Origin of the sequence: Streptomyces sp. MS06 (genome assembly GCF_047200655.1) — a bacterium.
GTDB lineage: Bacteria > Actinomycetota > Actinomycetes > Streptomycetales > Streptomycetaceae > Streptomyces.
Window position 1 is genome coordinate 125,364 of sequence record NZ_JBJZOJ010000013.1, and the last position, 16,352, is coordinate 141,715.

15 protein-coding genes are annotated in these 16,352 nt (G+C 73.0%); 9 read left to right on the plus strand and 6 right to left on the minus strand.

Features of this window, described 5'->3' with window-relative positions; translation table 11 throughout:
* Positions 1-163 precede the first annotated feature (163 nt).
* The 3 genes from ACL02U_RS09485 to ACL02U_RS09495 all read left to right on the plus strand — a co-directional run bounded on the left by ACL02U_RS09485 (position 164) and on the right by ACL02U_RS09495 (position 3,610).
* Complete coding sequence (locus ACL02U_RS09485; protein ID WP_412790233.1) at positions 164-889, plus strand: response regulator transcription factor; 726 nt, start codon at positions 164-166, stop codon at positions 887-889.
* A 3-nt stretch (positions 890-892) separates the two neighbouring features.
* Entirely contained in the window at positions 893-2,374 is a 1,482-nt protein-coding gene (locus tag ACL02U_RS09490) for a sensor histidine kinase (RefSeq protein WP_412790234.1), read from the plus strand.
* 102 nt (positions 2,375-2,476) lie between these two features.
* Entirely contained in the window at positions 2,477-3,610 is a 1,134-nt protein-coding gene (locus ACL02U_RS09495) for a YHYH protein (protein WP_412790235.1), read from the plus strand.
* Positions 3,611-3,680: 70 nt separating this feature from the next.
* On the opposite strand, the gene ACL02U_RS09500 is transcribed toward ACL02U_RS09495, so the two are convergent.
* The 3 genes from ACL02U_RS09500 to ACL02U_RS09510 all read right to left on the minus strand — a co-directional run bounded on the left by ACL02U_RS09500 (position 3,681) and on the right by ACL02U_RS09510 (position 6,684).
* Positions 3,681-4,265: a hypothetical protein gene (locus ACL02U_RS09500; protein ID WP_412790236.1), complete on the minus strand. Its 585-nt coding sequence runs from the start codon at positions 4,263-4,265 to the stop codon at positions 3,681-3,683.
* A 114-nt stretch (positions 4,266-4,379) separates the two neighbouring features.
* Positions 4,380-5,315, minus strand: a complete 936-nt coding sequence (gene murQ, locus ACL02U_RS09505) for an N-acetylmuramic acid 6-phosphate etherase (RefSeq protein ID WP_412790237.1) — start codon at positions 5,313-5,315, stop codon at positions 4,380-4,382.
* Between the two features lie 481 nt (positions 5,316-5,796).
* Positions 5,797-6,684, minus strand: coding sequence for a MurR/RpiR family transcriptional regulator (locus ACL02U_RS09510; RefSeq protein WP_412790238.1), 888 nt, complete (start codon positions 6,682-6,684; stop codon positions 5,797-5,799).
* Between the two features lie 55 nt (positions 6,685-6,739).
* Between ACL02U_RS09510 and ACL02U_RS09515 the strand changes: the two genes are divergently transcribed.
* Together ACL02U_RS09515 and ACL02U_RS09520 are read left to right on the plus strand one after the other, a co-directional pair.
* On the plus strand, positions 6,740-7,126 hold the full coding sequence (locus tag ACL02U_RS09515) for a hypothetical protein (RefSeq protein WP_412790239.1): 387 nt from the start codon (positions 6,740-6,742) through the stop codon (positions 7,124-7,126).
* Positions 7,123-7,401, plus strand: a complete 279-nt coding sequence (locus tag ACL02U_RS09520; RefSeq protein WP_412790240.1) for a DUF4031 domain-containing protein — start codon at positions 7,123-7,125, stop codon at positions 7,399-7,401. The genes ACL02U_RS09515 and ACL02U_RS09520 overlap by 4 nt, the downstream gene beginning before the upstream one ends.
* A gap of 40 nt (positions 7,402-7,441) precedes the next feature.
* On the opposite strand, the gene ACL02U_RS09525 is transcribed toward ACL02U_RS09520, so the two are convergent.
* A complete protein-coding gene (locus ACL02U_RS09525; protein ID WP_412790241.1) occupies positions 7,442-8,524 on the minus strand; it encodes a GNAT family N-acetyltransferase in 1,083 nt (360 codons plus the stop codon).
* Positions 8,525-8,550: 26 nt separating this feature from the next.
* Entirely contained in the window at positions 8,551-9,198 is a 648-nt protein-coding gene (locus ACL02U_RS09530) for a hypothetical protein (protein WP_412790242.1), read from the minus strand.
* A gap of 1,208 nt (positions 9,199-10,406) precedes the next feature.
* Here ACL02U_RS09530 and ACL02U_RS09535 point away from each other — a divergent pair.
* The 3 genes from ACL02U_RS09535 (at position 10,407) to ACL02U_RS09545 (ending at position 12,911) form a co-directional block, all read left to right on the plus strand.
* Positions 10,407-11,168: an XRE family transcriptional regulator gene (locus ACL02U_RS09535; RefSeq protein WP_412790243.1), complete on the plus strand. Its 762-nt coding sequence runs from the start codon at positions 10,407-10,409 to the stop codon at positions 11,166-11,168.
* Between the two features lie 244 nt (positions 11,169-11,412).
* Positions 11,413-12,078 carry a maleylpyruvate isomerase family mycothiol-dependent enzyme gene (locus tag ACL02U_RS09540; protein WP_412790244.1) on the plus strand — a complete coding sequence of 222 codons (666 nt, stop codon included), beginning with the start codon at positions 11,413-11,415 and terminating at the stop codon, positions 12,076-12,078.
* A 101-nt stretch (positions 12,079-12,179) separates the two neighbouring features.
* Positions 12,180-12,911 carry a copper homeostasis protein CutC gene (locus ACL02U_RS09545; RefSeq protein ID WP_412790245.1) on the plus strand — a complete coding sequence of 244 codons (732 nt, stop codon included), beginning with the start codon at positions 12,180-12,182 and terminating at the stop codon, positions 12,909-12,911.
* Between the two features lie 98 nt (positions 12,912-13,009).
* Here ACL02U_RS09545 and ACL02U_RS09550 read toward each other — a convergent pair whose 3' ends face one another.
* Positions 13,010-15,055 (minus strand): HelD family protein, encoded by a 2,046-nt coding sequence (locus ACL02U_RS09550; protein WP_412790246.1) that lies wholly within the window; start codon positions 15,053-15,055, stop codon positions 13,010-13,012.
* Between the two features lie 854 nt (positions 15,056-15,909).
* On the opposite strand from ACL02U_RS09550, the gene ACL02U_RS09555 reads away from it, so the two are divergent.
* The gene (locus tag ACL02U_RS09555; protein WP_412790247.1) at positions 15,910-16,299 is read left to right on the plus strand and encodes a hypothetical protein; all 390 of its coding nucleotides are present in this window, start codon (positions 15,910-15,912) and stop codon (positions 16,297-16,299) included.
* Positions 16,300-16,352 lie beyond the last annotated feature (53 nt).

Below are 16,352 nucleotides of genomic sequence, written 5' to 3' on the forward strand. Positions count from 1 at the left end.
CCCTCCGCCCGGCCCGCCGGGCCGGGCGTCACCGGTTCGGATCCGCCGGGCACCGGATCGGATCGGTCGGGCACCGGTTCGGATCGGCCGGGCACCGGTTCGGATCCGCCGGTGCCGCATTGGGCCCGCTGAGCCCACAGTTCGCTGTCCTACCATCCCGCGCATGACTGTGACGACCCCGGGAACGAACGCCCGGCGGCCACGCGCCCGGATCCTCCTCGTCGAGGACGACGAGCCGATGGCCGAACTGCTGGAGGCGTCGCTGCGGCACGAGGGGTACGACACCGTCTCCGTCAGCAGCGGCCGTGACTGCCTGTCCGCCGGGCCGGCCCTCGACTGCGATCTGCTGATCCTCGATGTCACCCTGCCCGACCTCGACGGGTTCGAGGTGTGCGGGCGGCTGCGCAGCGCAGGCTGCGAGCTGCCGGTGATCTTCCTCACCGCCCGGGACAGCCGGGCTGACCTGCGTACGGGGTTCGACCGTGGCTGCGACGACTATCTGACGAAGCCTTTCAGCCTGGAAGAGCTGACCCTCAGGATCGCCGCCGTACTGCGCCGCAGCGGGCGGACCGACCAGGCGGACGGGCCGTTGCAGATCACCGACCTCGTGCTCGACGACCGGGCCCACCAGGTGACCCGCGCCGGCCGGGAGGTCGTCCTGTCCCCCACCGAGTACCGGATCCTGCGCTACCTGCTCCAGGGGCGCGGCCAGGTGCTGTCGAAGGCGCAGATCATCGAGGCCGTCTGGGGGCACGCCGAGGCCGGCCGCGGCGACGGCAACCTGGTGGAGGCGCACATCAGCCAGCTGCGCAGAAAGGTGGACGCACACGGCCCGTCCCTGATCCACACGGTGCGCGGATTCGGCTATGTGCTGCGGTCGGAGCGGTGAGTCATGCGGCTGCGCGCGCGTCTGGCCCTCCTGGTGGCCGTGCTGCTCACCGCGTCGGTGGCGGTTCTGGGCGGCGGCACTCTGTGGTGGACCCGGTCGAACCTCGTCGCCGAGGCCGACGCGCGGCTCCTGCGCGCCCGCGCCCAGCCGCAGTCGGCACAGCCGGGTCAGTCGGCGCAGTCCGGGAATCGGCCGGGCAGGGAACAACCTGCGGCCCGGCAGGTCGCCCTGCTGCGCTTCGGCACGCGGGGGCGCCTTGAAGAGGCCGTGCCCTCGGAGCTGACCGGGGACCTGGATCCGCTGCCGGACGTCTCCTGGAAGACCGCGCTGTCCGGCGGCCCGGACGGCCGGATCAGGAGCGCCGGAAGCGTCGACGGGACGCTGGAGTACCACTGGACCGCGGTCCGCCGGCCCGACGGCGGCGTGACCGTCTTCGCCGTGTCGCTGGCGGAGGCGGCCCGGACGACCGACCTGCTGCTGGGGAGCCTGCTGCTCGGCGGCGGCGCCGTCGTGGCGCTCGGCGGCGGCGTCGGCTGGTGGGCGGTACGACGACAACTTCGGCCCTTGGACGACCTGATCGACGCCACGGAGGCGGTGGCTGCCGGTGACCTGACGCGCCGCACCAGGCCCCGCAACACCCGCGACGAGGTCGGACGGCTGGCCACGGGCTTCGATCACATGCTCGTCCAGCTCGACGCGTCCCTCGCCGCCCGCGAGGCCGCCCGGCTCAGGCTGGAGCGGTTCGCAGCCGACGCCTCCCACGAACTGCGTACGCCCCTGGCGCTCATCCGCGGCTACGCCGAGCTTCATGGCCGCGGCGGGCTGCCGCCCGGTCCGCTGCTCGAACGGGCGATGATCCGGATCGCCGCGGAGACGGAGCGGATGACCGGCCTGGTGGAGGATCTGCTCCTCCTCGCACGCCTCGATCACGAGGCCGCGGACACGGATGTGGACACGGACGTGGAGGTGGCCGGCGTCCTTCGGGACGCGGTCGAGGAACACCGCGCCTTCGGCCCCGCCCACCGGGTCGAACTGGACCTCGCGACCGGCCCGGCCGTCTCCGTCCGCGCGAACGCGCTGCGGCTGCGGCAGGTGATCGGGAACCTGCTGGCGAACGTCCGCACCCACACGCCGCCCGGCACCGTCACCCGGATCACCGTCGAGGCGGACGGGCCGGTGGTCGGGATACGGGTGATCGACGACGGCCCCGGGATCGCGGCCGCCGACCGCCCGTACGTCTTCGAGCGCTTCTTCCGTCCCGACAGCTCCCGGGCGCGCACGCGGTCCGGAACCGGCTCAGGTCTCGGGCTCGCCATCGTGGCGGCGCTGGTGAGCAGCTGCGACGGGACGGTGACCGCGCTGGAGACCCCTGGCGGCGGCGCCACCTTTCTGGTGCGCCTGCCCCGGCCGCCGGCGCCGGGTGGACCGGCCGCTCGTGAGGCTTCAGCCAACCTTCAGGAAGGCCTCAGGGGATCGAGCCCCTGAGACTGCCAACGTTCTCGCTCGACGGACCGGCTGGGCCCGGGACCGCGCCGGCCGGGTGTCCGAGTCCGACCCGTCATCACCCTCCCGAGCAAAGGAACGACCGTGACAGCGACTGTGAAATCGGCCAGGTTCGCGCTGCGAGGGCTGGCCATGGCGAGCGGTACGGTGCTCCTGGCGGCCTGCACGTCCGCGGCCCCTTCCTCCCCCGGACGGCAGTCCTCGCCCGGGCAGTCCGTGAGCCCGGCGCCGTCGGTGGCCGGCGGAGGAGTCCCCGCGTCCTGGTCCGGGGTCACCGACCCCGAGAAGATCCCGCTCGGCGACGACAAGGTCTCGACCGCTGCGCAGACCGGGGACGTCTACTCATGTCAGACCTCCTTCCGCCCCGGCGGGGCACGCCACGACGGTCCCTGGACGGACACTACGAACAAGACGTGGGACTCCACCTCGAAGGTGCGGGTGCAGGGCCGGCACAGCTGGCCGGACGCCGAGTACGACGAGACCGTCCGGGGCGAATCCCGGGTCATCACCTCCAAGGACCTGCCGACCCACCAGAGCACCGGCACCTTCCCCATCCAGCGGTCCGACCCGGCCTACCAGTACGACACCAACCCGAACGCCATCACGGCGACGACCGTCAACCTCACCCTGCCGCTCAACCCGAGCCTCGCCGACAACCCCAGCTGCCTGTCCATGGGAGCCATCGGCATCCTCAAGAACGGCGTCTACCTCTACAACGCCCTCGACGACGCGGGACGGGACGCGGCGGCCCACGAGACCCAGGACATGTGCGACGGCCATCCCGACGGCGCGGAGGACTACCACTACCACGACATTCCGTCCTGCCTGCTCTCCGCGGCCACGGAAAAGGGCTCGACCCTGGTCGGGTACGCGCTGGACGGCTTCGGTATCTACGTCGAACGGGACGACAAGGGCAACCTGCCCACCAACGCCGACCTCGACGGCTGCCACGGCCGTACCAGCAAGGTGATGTGGAACGGCAAAGAGACGACGATGTACCACTACAGCGCCACCCTGGAATTCCCCTACACCGTGGGCTGCTACCGCGGCACACCGATCGATGCCCCGGCCCATGACCGCACCGGGGGCAACCGTAGGGGCGCCGGTCAGGGCCGGACCCAGCGGCAGGGGCCGGGACAGGGCCAGCGGCAGGGACAGGGTCAACGGCAGGGGCAGCATCCAGCCCAGAGCGCAGGCCAGGGGCAGGGGCAGGGATAGGCCGATAACCTTTCGGGGCAACCGGCCGTCATGACGGCTGGAATCTCCCGGCTTCAGCCGGGAGAGCACTTCAGGCGTTGCCCATCGGCTCGATGTCCGTCCGGACCGGCACCCCCCACACCCGCAACACCTCGTAGTCGGTGAACTCGTGGACGAGCCGGTACGCCGGCGCGGCCCGCGGGCCGCGCCGCTGGGCGGCGAGATAGGCCTCCGCCTCCTGGCGGTCGTGGCGCGGGGTTCCGCACAACTGCCACTCGCGGCCGTTCCACAGCTCCGGCAGCCAGCGCTGCTGCGGCTGCGGACGGTCGGCCCGCACCCCGTAGCGGGACGGCACCCGCTCGCCCGACTCCGCGGCCGGGCGCGAGCGGCCGTACGGCCCGCCGCCCAGCTCCGAGCGGCGCGCCGCGCGCCGCCGCGTCTCGCACAGCAGGCACAGGTCGGGGGCGCTCTCGTCGACCGGCCCGTTGGGATGCTCCGCGCAGCGGGTGGCCGGCGCGGCCGTCGTCACACCCTCCTCCCACAGGTCCAGCGCGCGCCGCAGGTCCGCCCCGACCTCCCGCAGCCGGTCGTCGGGGGTGTCGGCCGTCAGCACCTCCCCGTGTTCGCCGAGAAGCCGGAGGGCGCGTCCCAGAGCGGTGAGCTGAGCGTGGTTCATGGTGCAAGTGTGCGGGTTCGCGCGCCGCGGCCGCAGCCCACCCGGCGACATCCCGCCCGCGCCACGGCAGCGGGCGGTGTCCGCGCGGAGCCGACCGGCGCGGCGCCCGGACGCTCAGTCCCGCGCCGCCGCCAGCGCGGCGCGCAGGCGGCCCCCGGACTCCGCCAGCAGGCGGGCCGCCGCCGGCCCGTCCACGTCCGCCAGGACGATCAGGACCGCGTTCTTCACCTCGCCGTCCGCCGCGGTCAGGGCCCGTTCCACCTCCTCCTCACCCGCGCCGGTCGCCAGCGCGACGATCCGCCGGGAGCGGGCCCGCAGCTTGTCGTTGGAGGCGCGCACGTCGACCATCAGGTTCCCGTACGTCTTCCCCAGGCGGATCATGGTGATCGTCGACAGCATGTTGAGGACCAGCTTCTGCGCCGTGCCCGCCTTCAGCCGGGTGGAGCCGGTGATCAGCTCGGGCCCGGTGACCACCTCGATGCCGTGCTCGGCGGCCGCCGCCAGCGCGCTGTCCGCGTTGCAGGCCAGGCCGACGGTCAGCGCGCCCAGCGACCGCGCGTGCCGCACCGCGCCGAGGGCGTAGGGCGTGCGGCCGGAGGCGGACACGCCGACCACCGTGTCCCGCGCGGTCAGCCCGAGCGCGTCCAGGTCGGCCCGGGCCAGTTCGGCGGAGTCCTCGGCGCCCTCCACCGAGGCGACCATGGCCGGCGGGCCGCCCGCGATCAGGCCGACGACCTGCTCGGGACCGGTGTTGAAGGTGGGCGGGCACTCCGAGGCGTCCAGCACGCCCAGCCGGCCGGCGGTGCCCGCGCCGGCGTACACCAGCCGCCCGCCGCGCCCCATCCGCTCCGCCACCGCGTCGACCGCCGCGGCGATCTCCGGCAGCCGCCGGGCCACCGCGGCGGGCACGTGCGCGTCCTCGCCGTTCATCAGCCGGGCGATGTCGAGGGTGGGGAGGCGGTCGATGTCGGCGAGTTCGGGGCGGAACGCCTCGGTGGTCAGCGCGGCCAGTTCGGAGCGCAGGTCACGGGGGCCGGAGGTGGAGGTCATCGGAGGGCGGCTCTCTTCCACTCGGGTGCGGTGCCCGGCCGGCTCGGGTGCGGTGTCCTGCCGGAGGGACGCGGACGTGCGGGTGCGTGGGTGCGTGGGTGCGTGGGTGTGGGGGTGGGTGTCGGTGTTCGGGGGCGGCGGGCGAGGACGTCCGGTCGCGGGGGCGTGAAGGTCCTTGGGCTGGAAGGTTGTTGGGCTGGACGGTCGTTGGGTTGGACGGTCGTTGGGGGCGTCGGGGGCGCAGGGGGTGTGACGGTCGTGGGGCCCGGTGGTGTACGGGCTCGGCCGTGGTCCGGGCCGCGGTCCGCGGGCCCGCCGGTCGTAGGGGGCCCGGCGGCAGGAGCCCGGTGGTCGAAGGAGCCCGGTGGTCGTACGGCCTCGCCGGTCCCACGGTGCGGGCGGTGCGGGCCGGGCGCGGCGGCGGCCCGGTCGGGGGCGGCGGCTCCGCGCGGCTCGCGGTCGTCCTCGTCCGCGCTGCGGCCTACCTGCGGTGCCGGTGCGCCAGCGCCTCGTAGGACGCCGCCAGCGCCGGTGCCGCGGTCGCGTACGTCCGCTGCGCGACCCCCACGAACAGGCAGTCGACGACCAGTAGTTGGCCGGTCCGGGAGGACATCGCGGCCGGTCGCAGTTCGCTCTCCCGTGCGGTGGACGTGGTCAGGACGTGGTCGGCGTACTGGGTGACCGGGCTGTCCGGGCGGCCGGTGATCGCCACCGTGGTGGCGCCGTGCTCGAAGGCGACCCGCAGCGGCTCGATCACGTCGCCCGTCGAGCCGGAGTGCGTGATCGCGATCGCCACGTCCCCGGAGCGCAGCTGCACCGCGTTGGTGACGGCCAGGTGCGGATCGCTGTGGGCGTGCGCGATGCCGCCTATCCGCAGCAGCTTCTGGGTGAGGTCCTGGGCGACCAGTCCGGAGGCGCCGATCCCGTAGACGTCGATGCGGCGGGCGGCGGCCGCCGCGGTGACGGCCGCGCCGAGTTGTGCGGTGTCCAGGCAGGCCGCGGTGTCGGCGAGGGTCTGCTGCTCGTCGTAGGCCAGCTTGGTCACCACGTCCGCGATCGGGTCGTCGACCGCGATGTCGGTGGTGATGGCGGGTGCGCGGCCGGACTGCTGCTGGGCGGCGAGACCGGCGAGGGCGAGCCGCAGATCGCGGTAGCCGGGATAGCCGAGCAGCCGGGCGGTGCGGACGACGGTGGCCTCGCTGGTGCCGGTGCGCTCGGCCAGGCCGGTGACCGTGAGGGCCGCGCAGCCGGCCGGGTCGCCCGCGACGGCCTCGGCCACCCGCTGCATGGATCGCGTCATGGAGGGCGCGAGGGTGCGCACCTTGGCCGCCAGCGCCCCGCCGAAAATTTCCTTCACGTCATGGGTCACACCTGAAAGCTATTTTCGGCAGGGGGGCGGGTCAAGAGTGCGCACAATGGGAGGCATGGATCCCATCAGCCCTCTGGAGCAGGTCTTGCACGCGGCGCGCGCCCTCGTGCTCGCGGACCTGATCGCCCGTGATGTCGCCGACGCGGACGTGGTGTCCCTGGTCGAGGAGTCCGTGACCGAGCGGCGCTGGTGGGTGGAGCAGTGGCCGGAGGGTGCCGACTACGTGGCCGGGCTGGTCGCGCAGGACGTGCAGGACGCCCTGCTGGAGCGCTACGGCCGCTGGCCGCTGTGCCCGGTGTGCGGCTCCGGTGACCCGCACGCCCTGGAGGTCGAGCCGGAGCTGGGGGCCGACCCGCACTGGGTGTGCCACCAGGCGGGCGTGAAGGTCGCCGCCGTCGGCTCGCTGGGCGCCGCCACCGGAGGGTCGACGCCCTCCTCATGACCGTCTACATCGACCCGCCTGCCTGGCCGGGCCACGGCCGCCTGTGGTCGCACCTGGTCAGCGACGCCTCCTACGGCGAACTCCACGCGTTCGCCGACGGGTTGGGCGTGCCCCGCCGCGCCTTCGAACGCGACCACTACGACATCCCCTCGGACCGGTACGCGGACGTGGTGCGGGCCGGCGCGGTCGAGGTCAGCAGCCGCGAGGTGGTGCGGCTGCTGTACGCCGCCGGCCTGCGCAGGCCCAAGCACCGGCGCTCCCGGCCACAGCCCTGAGTGTTTCGCCGGCGCCGCCCGGCCCGCCGGGCGGCCGCACTCAGCTCCGCTCGTAGGCGAGCTGCTCCTCGTCCCCGCCGGCCTTCCGGAACCCGGCGCGGCCCAGGACCCGCTGCGAGGGCGTGTTGGCCCGATCGACCGTCGCGAACAGCGCCCGTACGCCGTCCCGGGCCAGCGCCCACTCCGCCAGCGCGCGCACCGCCTCGGTGGCGTAGCCCTGGCCGCGTGCGGCCTCGACCAGGTCGTAGCCGATCTCCGCGCGCCCGTCCTCGTCCGGGGAGCCGTGGAAGCCCAGGCCGCCGACCGCGCGCCCGTCCTCGCGGCGCACCAGCGCGAACACGCCCCACTCCGGCCGGTGCGTGCCCGCCTCGTACGCCTTCATCAGCATCCCCGCCGCGTCCCGGGTGCCCTGGTACGGCCCGCCGCCGGCCCAGTCGAAGCCGCCGTCGCCGCCCAGCGACAGGTCGCGTGCGGACGCCGGGGAGATGCCCTGGAGGGTGAGGCGGTCCGCGGGCAGTACCAGGGTGTTGCTCCAGTGCCACTCGGTGACCGGGGCGCGGCCGGGCAGCTCGCCGCGGCCGGTCGCCCACAGCAGCGTCGGCCACGCGGCGGGGCCGGGCCGCACGTGCGGGAAGATGCCGGCGAGGACGCCCTCGCACAGCTCGGCGGGCGGCTCGTAGGGCAGGCCGAGCCCCCGGGTGACGTCGTACGTGTGCAGCAGCGTCTCGGCGACGCCCATCGCGGCGAAGCCCTCGCGGCCCGCGCTGCGGAACGGGTAGGGGTGGAAGGCGCGGACCTCGCGCGGCGTCGTCCGCACGGTGGCGGCCAGCAGGGCGCCGGTCGTCTCGATCACGTGCAGCAGACCGGCGTTGTCGGCCCGGTCGAGTCCGTCGTCGGTGCCGCCGAGGGTGATCTCGAAGGGCACGTACGCGTCCCGGGCGCGTCCGGCGAGCTGCCCGGCGTAGGCCAGCAGGCAGCCCGCGATGTGCTCGGCCGTCCGACGGCAGTCCCACTCCAACCCGCGGGCCCGCACCGCCTCCCAGTCCCGGTCCACCGCCGGCCGCAGCGCCGCCACGCAGCTCGCGACGGCCTGCTCCACCTGTTCCCCGCCCATGCTCAGCATGCGGGCAGCGTAGGCGGCCGGACCGGTCAGGGCGACAGCATTTCCAGCTCGGCGGTGAGGTTGTAGCGGGCCGTGGCCTCCCATTCCCGCTGCCCGTACGGAGTGCGGAACAGCCGGGGCAGCGCGAGCAGTCGGCGCAGCACCTCGGCCCGGCCGGCGCGGAAGGCGTCGCTGGGCACGAAGTGGTACTCCTCGCGGACCTCGGCGGTGTAGTGGGCGTACGCCGCCGGCGGCGCGGCGAGGATCGCCAGGTCGGCGTCGCACAGCACCTGCCCGTCGCGGTCGTCGTCCGCGGGGTCGTGACCGACGGTCAGCCGCACCAGCCGTGCCACCTCGGCGGTCCTCGCACCGCCCACCCCGGCCTCGGGCAGGGCGCGCTCGGCGAGCCGCGCCGACCGGTCCTCGTTCTCCGAACGGTCGGGCAGGTAGACCGCGTCGTGGAACCAGGCGGCCAGCCGGACGACGTCGGGCTCGGCGGCGTACCCGGCCAGCGGGCCGTCGATGTGGTCGAGGACGGCGGTGAGGTGAGTGAGCGTGTGGTAGCGGCGCTGGGGTTCGGCCCAGCGGGCGAGCAGGTTCTCCGCGTACGGCGCCGGGTCCGGGCCCTCGGCGGAGCCGCGGGCTCCCTCAAGGGCGAGGGCGAAGCGGGCACGCAGAGCATCGGTGTCGGCCATGCCGCCATTGTTCCCGGCGCCTGTCTCCCGGCGCCTGCCTTCCGGCCGCGCACCGGGCCGCGGCGCTGACGAGGGCGACCAGGCCGGCCGGGTCGGCGGAGAGGACACCGGAGTCCTCGTGCCTGTCCCTCCGGGCGGCCGCGGGGGAACGTCGCCGTCCGCGCCGTTCGGCATCCCGCCCTGCCGGCACCCGGCACTCGGCCCACAGGGGGGGCGTCCTTACTGCCCTCGCGCCTCGCAGCGCCCCGGGACGGCGACCACCGGGTGTGTTGCTCAGTTCAGGCTCCCGCCCGCCCGCCGGACGGATGACAGGTGCAGGTGCAGCGAGGCACCAGCAGAATGCCGGTAGCCCCCGGAAGAGGGACGTCCCTGGTTCGGCGGCAGTCCTTGTGCAGGCCCTTGTACTCGGCGCGTTGCGCAACTCCGCACTCGGCGGACATGGTTGAGGTGTCCGCCGAGGGCGAGCCGCTCACGATCCACCGCGGCTGCGTAGATTGACTTCCCTCACCTTGGCATACAGCCGCGCTGCTCCGCTCGTGCAGTGCGGGCAGGTGCACGGCGGAAGTGCGGAGGCGGTGTCCGGCACCTCACCGGGTTCCACGGTGCGCTTCTCCCGGACCTGAGTGCGGGCGCCGGTTTCCGTATCGATCCGGTACACGGCAAGCGTCATCGTCACTGTCCGGCCCCCTGCCCGACGTTCCGGGCGTCTGTCCGGGGGGCGTACTCGGGGCAGGTGCAGACGGGATCGGGAGAGGTGCCCGCGCGGCCCGAGCACGGCTTGAAAACCGCCCAGTCTGCCGGAGGCAGCGCCCAGCGCGGACCGCGCAGGGGCCGCACCGTACGGGGGGCCCCGAGGTCGCGGGCGCGCAGCCCGGCCGCCCTGCTGACGAGCACCGCTCCCCATACGTGGGGAGCGGTGCCGTGCGGGGTCGCCGGCGGCGGCAGGGCGGGGGCCGCGAGGTGCCGGCCTAGGGCGCATCGACCGAGCGGGAGTGCCCTCAGGCGTTCGAGGGCCGCTCGGATAAGGTCCATCACGTCATCGCTCCTTGGAAGCGGCGGCCATGCCCCCGGACCGCTCGCACGGTTGCGGGGGTCCTTGCGTGCAGCCATGCTGACGCCCCCTCAAGGATGTTTCGTGACAGATCCGGCGTCATCCGGGACGTCTCGGCAGTAGCGTGGAAGAACGCCCAAACGTCTCCGGGGGAGTCTTGAACAGTGCGCTGAGATCGGCTATGCAGTCGGCCAACGTGTCGCCCAGACGGCTGGCGGCACGGGTGGGCGTGTCCGGCAAGACCGTTGAAAGGTGGCTGGCGGACGCCGAACTGATCCCGCACGCCAGAAACCGGGAAGACGCTGGCAGGGCGTTGGGAGTTGACGAAGAAATGTTGTGGCCGAAAGCGGTCAAGGGCCGGATCAAGACCGGTGGAGACCGAGAAATCATCCGCTCCTACCCCTACCGGTCCTCCTGCCCGTCGACGGTTTGGGCCGGACTCGTCGAGAAGTCCGCAACGGATATCCTCTTCGCCGGATACACGAACTACTTCCTCTGGATCGACCAGCCGGTCTTCGTCTCGACGCTGCGGCGGAAACTCGACAGCGGGTGCCGTGTGCGCTTCCTGCTGGGCGACCCCGACGGCGAGGTGACACGCAGCCGGGAACAGATCGAGGATGTGGCGCTCGCCGTGTCCACGCGTATCCGGATCACGCTCGAACACCTGGGCAAACTCGGCAGCCACGAGAACCTTCAGGCGCGTTTCTCCGCTGCGGCCGACGCGACCAATCACGTGTCGCTGTCGGTCTTCCGTTTCGATGACGAGGCGCTGGTCACACCTCATCTGGCGCGACTGGTCGGCCACGACTCGCCCCTGCTGCACCTGCGAAGGTTCGGTGACAGCGGTATGTTCGCCCGATTCGCCGACCACGCCGAGGAGTTGTGGTCCAGGGGTGTGCCGACAACGGCTGAGGCATAGAAATACAGAGAGCGAGCACGATGGCCAGGCGGCGGACACCCCGCGTGCTGCAGGGGGTCTGTCATCTCCGCGAGTCGTAGCGGAATGTCTCGACTGATGGCCGCCCGCCCGAATCGGAGGCCGGGCGACCACTCCGGGCGCATCCTCGGGGTGCTCACGGGCCGTCCGGGTGCCTGGACCTCTGCCTGGGAGCGACGCGCCCGGTGAAGAGGGTGGGAGGTGCACTCGGCACTAGCGTGGACCCATGACTGACGTGTCTGTACGTGATGCCGAACTGCCCGGACGGCTGTTGGCCGTCGAGCGCGACGTGCTGGTGCCGATGCTGCGGGAGCGGTCGGAGGCGGACTTCGCCCGGCCGGTGGCGGCGTGTCCGGGCTGGTCCGTGCGGGACGTGGTGGCGCACTGCTCGTCCGCGCTGATGCGGGTGGTGGAGAGCCGCTTCGAGGAGGGGGTGTTCTCGCCCGAGTGCAACGACCGCGACATCGCCGAGCGGTCCGCCTGGAGCGACGCGCAGGTGGTGGACGAGCTGGAGCGCGGTATGACCGAGGCCGGTCCGGTGATCGCCGAGGCGGGCGGGGTGCTGGACGGGGTCGCGCTGGGCGAGTGGGTGCACGCCGGTGACGTGCGCGACGCCCTGGGCCTGCCCGGTGCGTACGGCGGGGCCGGGCTGCCGCACGCGCTCGCGCTGCTGGCGCGGGTGACGTGGGAGCGGGACCGCCTGCCGCTGCACGCCGACCTGGACGACGTGGACGAGCCGCTGAAGCTGGGCGGCCTGTCGCAGGTGCGCACGCCCGCGCGGTTCATCGGCGACTCCGCCACGCTGGTGCGGCTGTACGCGGGGCGTCCGGTGGCGGGGGCGGAGTACGAGCTGGCCGGAGCGGAGGAAGGGGAGCTGAACATCTTCGGCTGATCCGCGGCTCTTCGGGGTCCGCGGGCGGACGGTATCCTAATTGGACTAGACCTGTGTGGACTAGACCTGAGCCGCCCGCTGAAGCCGACGAATGGGGTCCCATGAGCAAGCGTGCAGTCCTGGAGGTGATCGCGCTCGACACCGAGGACGCGGTCGCCGCCCAGGCCGGAGGTGCGGACCGGCTGGAGCTGGTCACCGACATGGCCGCCGACGGGCTCACCCCGTCCGTGGCGACCTTCGCCGGGATCCGCGCCGCGGTCGACGTCGACCTGCGCGTGATGCTCCGCCTGGCGGACGGGTTCGCCGCGGGCAGCGCCGACCAGACGGCGCGGCTGCTGGACGTCGCCGGCGAACTGCGGGCGGCCGGTGCCGACGAGTTCGTGCTCGGCTTCCTCGACGAGGACGGAGCGGTCGACCTGGCGGCCGTGGAACGCGTCGTGGACGCACTGGACGGCTGCCGTTGGACCTTCCACCGGGCCATCGACCGGGCCGCCGACCGCGACGCGCTGCGCAAGCAGCTCGACGGGCAGCCCGGCCTGGACGCCTACCTGACGGCGGGCTCGGCGGCCGGCGTCGACGACGGCCTGCCCACCCTGTGCGCGGAGGCCGCACGGTACGGCGAGCCGGGCTACGAGCAGCGCATCATGGTCGGCGGCGGGCTCCGCCTGGAACACGTGCCGCGGCTGCTGTCCGCCGGTATCGACGCCTTCCACATCGGCGGCGCGGCCCGCCCCGGCGGCTGGGACGGCCCGGTCGGGGTGGAGGCGGTCTCGCAGTGGCGGAACGTGCTGGACGGGGCCGGGGCTGCGGCCGCGGCCGGGGTCGAGGTCTGAGCGGCAGGCGGGAGACCGCTCGCGCCTGCCGCAGGCCCGCCGAATGCGGAGCCCCGCCCGCGCGGTCCGCGCCCCAGCCTCCCTGCCGGCCCTGCGAGTCAGCCCAGCTGGAGCGGCAGCGGGGCCGTGTGGGTGAGGATCAGGCCGGAGACGGCCCTGGTCAGGGCGACGTACAGGCGGCGCAGGCCGGTGCGCTCGTCCGGTTCCCCGTCGACCACGGCCCGCGGCTCGTCGAGGACGACGTGGTCGTACTCCAGGCCCTTCGCGAGCGAGGCGGGCACCAGCGTCAGACGCACCTCGGCGGTCGTCTCCTCACCCGGCGCCAGGTACCGCGTGCCGGCCGCGGCCAGCGCCCGGGAGAGCTCCGGGACGCGCGCGTCGGCGGCGATCAGCCCGACCGAGCCCTCCCGGTCCAGTAGTTCCGCGCACGCCTCCACCACCTCGGCCGCCCCGCCGACCGGGCGGACCTCGAAGAAGCCCGGGTTCTCCCGCACCGACGCCACCGGTGCCAGGCCCGGCGCGATGTGCGGCAGCAGCCGGGAGGCGTACCCGATGACGTCCGTCGGCACCCGGAAACCGGCGGTCAGCTCCTCCACCACCGCGTCCTCCTTGCCGAGGTGGGCCAGCGCCTCCCCCCAACCGCGCGTCGCCCACGGTGTGGTGCCCTGCGCCAGATCGCCCAGCACGGTCGCCGAACCGGTGGAGCAGCGCCGGCCGACGGCCCGGTACTGCATCGGGGACAGATCCTGAGCCTCGTCCAGCACCACGTGCCCGAGCGAGTGCGTACGCTCGATCAGGTCCGTCGCCTCGTCGATCAGCACGGCGTCCGCGGCCGACCACTTCGCCGTCCGCACGCTGCGCGCCGGCTTCGCCCACAGGACCGCCTTCTGCTCCTCCTCGGTCAGCACCCCCGCGGCGTGCTCGGCGAGGAAGTCGGCGTCCGCCAGCAGCCGCAGCACCAGCTTCGCCGGCTCCACCGCCGGCCACACCGCCCGCACCGCCGCCTTCACCGCGCTGTTGCGAGCCACCGCGTCCTGCACCCGGTCGTCCGGCGCCTCTCCCGACTGCTCCATCCGCACCAGCACCGCGTGCGCGATGCGCTGCGGCAGCGCCTCCCGGGCCGCGCCGTAGCGGATGCCGCGGTCGAGCAGGCCCCGCACGATCTCCTCCAGCTCGTACGCCGGAACCCGCCAGCGGCGCGAGCCGCGCACCACCACCACCGGTTCCACGGGCGTCGCCACGTGCGCGTACAGGGCCCGGCGCACCACCTCGGCCATCCGGGCGTCGCCCTTGACCACCGCGGCCGGTGCCTCGTCCGTGCCGCGCACCTCCACGTGCGCCACCAGGTCGTCGACCGTGGCCTGCTGGACCGCCAGCTCGCCCAGGGCGGGCAGCACCTGCTCGATGTAGTGCAGGAAGGACCGGTTCGGGCCGATCACCAGCGTGCCGGTGCGCGCCAGCCGCTCGCGGTGGGCGTACAGCAGGTACGCCACCCGGTGCAGGCCCACCGCCGTCTTCCCGGTCCCCGGCCCGCCCTGCACGCACACCGTCCCGCCCAGACCGCCCCGGACGATCTCGTCCTGTTCCGGCTGGATGGTCGCCACGATGTCCCGCATCGGGCCCACGCGCGGCCGCTCGATCTCCTGCTGGAGCAGCCGGCTGGTACGCGCCGTCTCCGCCGGGTCGGACAGGTGCTCGTCCTCGTACGCGGTGAGATCGCCGCCGGTGTAGCCGAACCGGCGGCGCAGCCCGACGTCCATCGGGTCCTTCTTCGACGCCCGGTAGAACGGCTGCGACACCGGCGCCCGCCAGTCGATCACCATCGGGTCGCCGTCGGCGTCGTGCACGTGCCGACGCCCGATGTAGAAGCGTTCGCCCGCGGCTCCCTCGGCCTGTTCGGCACCGGGCGCGTGCAGGTAGTCGAGGCGGCCGAAGAACAGCGGGGTGTCGCTCAGGTCGGCGAGCGCCCTGATCCGCTCCGCGACGTCGCGCGCGAGGACCTGGGCGCTCACCCAGTTCGGGGTGACGCGGCTGATGTCGAGCGACTCGACGTCCTCGCGCATGGCGCGCAGCGCGGACCGGGACGCGGCGAGGTGGGAGCGCTCACGCGCGAGGGGATCGACGGCGGGCGTGGACACGGGCATGCCTCCGGAAGACCTGCGGGAAGGGTGCGAGAGGAGAACCACCCGGTTGCCGACCGGGTGGGGGCGCTCCGGGAGGGGAGGCGGGCAAGAGCGGAGATTCTAGGCGAGCCGCCCGCCCCCGGGCCAACGGATTTCCGCGCCCCCGCCGGCGCCCCCATCCACGACCTCTACCAGGTCCGCCGTCGTCGACCGCCATCTCGGTCAGTTCCCGCGCATCGCGCGCATCGCGCCCCGCCTGTTTCGGGCGTCCCGTCCAACCGGCCCGTCGTTACTCCCCGTTACAGGTACTGTCTACAGCGTGTGCATGTACGCTCGCTCAGCGTACGCGGCTCGGCTCTGCACCACGGTCGGCAAGGCCGTGTGTGCCGAGCGGGATCTGCCCGGCGCGGAGGGTGAAGGTGTAGGAGACCGGTGGTGAAGTGCGAGTCCTCACGAGGCCGGCGCGAGATCCATCCGTGGGGTCGGCGACGTTCGGCCTCCACGCGCTGGTCTGAACGATCTCTGGATCGATTCAGGCCAGCCAATAGGGCACTTGGCGCGCGACCTGGCACTGGCACTTGAGCATCTGCGGCCTACGCGACCCACTCGCCGAACAGAACACCATTTAACAGCCCATGCACGGACTGAGATTCTTCTCCGAGTCACCCCAAAGTCAAAGATATGGGACATGCGTAACGCGGGCTTGACCGCGTTCCAGGTGTGTCTTTTCGGGCAGCACCTGTGCAAAGCGTGTGTGCAGGCTTTGAGTCAAGGGTGGCGGTGAGCCTTGTCCGAGGGGACTGCCCGTTCGTACTTTCCCTATGCAATGATCTTGCCCGCGAGGCAAGTCCTTCCTGACCAGAAGGATTTTCAGCATGATGAAGCGACTCGCAGTCGCAACGCTCACCGGCCTGCTCGTTCTGTCCGGGGCCAATGCCTACGCGTTCGGTTCCAAGAGCACGAGCCTGTCCAACGGAAGGCTGTACATACACGGGGACGACGGCTGTCTCGTCAGCAACAACTGCTCGCTGTACTACTCTGCGACGGAGTACAAGAAGACGGCTGGAAGCAAGGTGAGCATCCGACTCGCCCTGGACACCGGTGCTGCTCTCTACTTCGACTCGTGGAAGACCGCGGTGGCGGGTTCGGACATCAAGCACAGCTGGGGCGGCAAGAGGAAGTCGGAGGTTCCCGACTGTTCCATCGCCGGCTACATGAAGGCCAGCACTGGTAACTACTACACGCCGAACCTCAGCGTCTGCTGAAGCCGCCGTGTGCAACCGGGGCGCCCAACCAGCGCCCCGGTCTTGTCTCTTAA